The 2,823-nt window shown below is 66.5% G+C and carries 4 protein-coding genes; 3 read left to right on the top strand and 1 reads right to left on the bottom strand.

Features of this window, described 5'->3' with window-relative positions:
* Positions 1–100: 100 nt before the first annotated feature.
* The 3 genes from VD811_08045 (at position 101) to VD811_08035 (ending at position 2,453) form a co-directional block, all read left to right on the top strand.
* Entirely contained in the window at positions 101–1,426 is a 1,326-nt protein-coding gene (locus tag VD811_08045; GenBank protein HXV20921.1) for a radical SAM/SPASM family putative metalloenzyme maturase, read from the top strand.
* A gap of 67 nt (positions 1,427–1,493) precedes the next feature.
* Positions 1,494–2,153 (top strand): methyltransferase, encoded by a 660-nt coding sequence (locus VD811_08040; GenBank protein ID HXV20920.1) that lies wholly within the window; start codon positions 1,494–1,496, stop codon positions 2,151–2,153.
* A gap of 114 nt (positions 2,154–2,267) precedes the next feature.
* Positions 2,268–2,453, top strand: a complete 186-nt coding sequence (locus tag VD811_08035) for a hypothetical protein (protein ID HXV20919.1) — start codon at positions 2,268–2,270, stop codon at positions 2,451–2,453.
* A 154-nt stretch (positions 2,454–2,607) separates the two neighbouring features.
* Here VD811_08035 and VD811_08030 read toward each other — a convergent pair.
* Positions 2,608–2,823 (bottom strand): hypothetical protein (locus tag VD811_08030; GenBank protein ID HXV20918.1); only part of this gene is annotated, 216 nt, incomplete at its 5' end.

The raw sequence follows: 2,823 nt of genomic DNA, 5'->3' as shown, positions 1-2,823 counted from the left end.
AAAGGTGCAATTAATGGTAACCATCCCTTCCTCACCTCTTGCCGTCCGGGCCGGGATCCGAAAGCGGGTGGGTGATGGACCTTCACCACAGGAGATCAGCATGCAACTTAATCGAATCAAGGAGCCAGGGGAGCATCCCGCCTTCAGCTCCCACCCCTCCAAGCTCTTCGTCGAGACCACCAGCCGCTGCAACCTCAACTGCTTCATGTGCGTCAAGCAGACCGCCGATGGCGGCGTGGTCGAGGGAGACCTCGCCGACACGACCTTCGCCCGCCTGGCCGAGGCGCTGCCGAAGGTCGAGGCGCTGGTTCTCAACGGCGTCGGCGAGCCGCTTCTCCACCCGCGCCTGGAGGAATTCATCCGCACCGCCAAAGGACGGATGCCGGCCCGCGGCTGGGTCGGTTTCCAGACCAATGGCGTGCTGCTCAGCGAGAAACGCGCCCTGTCCCTGACCGAGGCGGGGGTGGACCGGATCGGGCTGTCGCTGGACGGGGTGACCCCCGAGACTTTCCGCCGGGTGCGGGCGGGAGGCGAGCTGGCCGCCGTCGAAGGCGCCCTGGCGGCCCTGGCAGCGGCGAAAAAGAGCTGCGCCCGCCCCGAGCTGCAGGTTGGGGTAGAGTTCGTGCTGATGCGCAACAACCTGCGGGAGCTGCCGGCGGCCCTGCGCTGGGCGGCCCTGCGCGGAGCGTCCTTTGCCATCGTCAGCCACATGCTCCCCTACGATGCCGCCCATGCCGCCCAGTCCGCCTTCGAGCCCTGCAGCGACGCCGCCCTCGATCTCTTTGCCGAATGGCGGGAGCGCGCCGGCCGCGAAGGAATCGACCTGGAAAGCTATTTCAAGGTCCTGTGGCGCTTCTCCCGCAACGCCGAGGAACAGCGGATCGTCTCCTTCGTCGGGGCGATGAAAGCCGCCGCCGATGCCCGCGGCATCTCCCTCGACCTGCGCAAGCTGTTCGCCGCCGATACCGCCCGCCGCGGGGAGGTGGCGGCGGTCCTGGCCGAGGCGCGGGAGGTGGCCGCGGAGACCGGGCTCGACCTGCGCCTGCCCGCTGAGGCACCGCGCCAGGAGCGGCGTTGCGAATTTGTCGAGGCGGGCGGGGCCTTCGTCTCCTGGGACGGCGATGTGCATCCCTGCTATTTCCTCTGGCACCGCTACAGCTGTTTCGCCGGGGGCTGGGCGCAGCCGGTAAAACCGCGAGCCTTCGGCAATCTGAGCCGGCGAGGAATCCTGGAAATCTGGAACGATCCCGCTTTCCGGAGCTTCCGCAAGGGGGTGCTCGACTACGACCACTCCCCCTGCACCGACTGCTCCGTCGCCCCCTGCGACTACGTGCAGACCAATCACTTCGAGCAGGACTGCCACATCAAGAACGAACCCTGCGGCAGCTGCCTGTGGTGCACGGGGCTCTTCCAGTGCCTGAGCTGAGGGCGACAATTCTCCTTGTCTTGCATGCGTCTCCTTCGTATTCTCGGTGGCGAAGGGAGAATTTTGCATGGACCGCTCATCCCGCAACCGCTTGACCGAAAAGCTCCTCCCCCGGTTCGCCGGCGATACCCTCTTCGACCGCATCGCCCGGGCAGTCTGCCGGGCCGGCTGCCTGCCGCGCAAGGAGCTTTACGAGGCCTGGGAGGTCGCCCGCCGGGTCCGCCGCCGTTTCCGGGGCGGCCGGGTGGTCGATCTTGCCTGCGGGCACGGCCTGCTGGCGCAGATTCTCCTGCTGCTCGATGACAGCTCTCCCGAGGCGCTGGCGGTCGACCGCAGCCTGCCGGCGAGCGCCGGCAAGCTGCAGGAGTCGCTGGTGAAGAGTTGGCCGCGGCTGGCGGGGCGGGTCAGGTTCATCGAGGACGACCTGGAGCGACTGGCGCTGCAGCCATCGGATCTGGTCGTGTCGGTGCACGCCTGCGGCGGCCTGACCGACCTGGTTCTGGAGCGGGCCGTCGCCGCCCGCGCGCGTGTGGCGGTCCTGCCTTGCTGCCACGAGCTCGACAGCGCCGATCTCGGCGGCCTGGAAGGGTGGCTCGACGGCCCCCTCGCCCAAGACATCACCCGCGCCGCCGGCCTCCGCAGCCGGGGCTACCGGGTCTTCACCCAGCAGATCCCCGCCGGCATCACGCCGAAGAACCGCCTCCTGCTCGCCGAGCCAGCGGTATAAGCCACTATCGGGCACTGGGCTGCTGCAGACTTCGGCGTAAGTTGCCTTGACGCGGAAAGGCGGTAAAGTTCAGGCGACAAGTCCATCCTTTCATGTTCGTTCAGAGCGATCGCCATGGCCAATGAACGGTCCTGCACCCACCCCGAGGAACACCATCTGCACCTGTGCGAACTGAAGGCCCGCCTGCCCAAACCCGAGTTGGACCCACTGCTGAAAAACCCGAAATACGTCTGTGCCAACTGCGGCGGCCGGACCAATCGAGGACGCAATCTCTGCATGCCGAAGCGGATAAAAACCTGATCCGGACTACGGAGGGATGCGGCCGTGCAGATCAGCGGGAGAACCGGGGTGGGCTTGTCGGGAAACTGTTGGTGGCGGGAGAAGGGATCATTGAGCAGGGGCGCAAAGACGGCCTAGGCTTCGGCCTCGCCATGGGGAAAGGGTTCGTATTCTTTCAGTTCCCGACACCCCCGTTGCGGACTGTTTCGCCCATGAAATCCTCGTCCGCAAGGCAGCGCTCGACGGTCCCGGCAACAGCCTGACGGGAAACAGCGCCTGCACACAGAGCCCGCTTGTAATGGCGCTTGGCGGCGCAGTCATCCGGAAACGGCCGCCGAAGCTCTTTGTCGATGCAATCCATCGCAGCGATCTCATCGTCTGTCCCGATCTC

The sequence above is a fragment of the Desulfuromonadales bacterium genome (genome assembly GCA_035620395.1).
Classification (GTDB): Bacteria; Desulfobacterota; Desulfuromonadia; order Desulfuromonadales; family DASPGW01; genus DASPGW01.
This window is presented reverse-complemented; position numbering and strand designations above follow the sequence as displayed.

Excerpts from the sequence above, each read along its gene's own strand:
- VD811_08045 (HXV20921.1), top strand. The coding sequence starts at position 101 with ATGCAACTTAATCGAATCAAGGAGCCAGGGGAGCATCCCGCCTTCAGC.
- VD811_08035 (HXV20919.1), top strand. The coding sequence starts at position 2,268 with ATGGCCAATGAACGGTCCTGCACCCACCCCGAGGAACACCATCTGCAC.
- VD811_08040 (HXV20920.1), top strand. The coding sequence starts at position 1,494 with ATGGACCGCTCATCCCGCAACCGCTTGACCGAAAAGCTCCTCCCCCGG.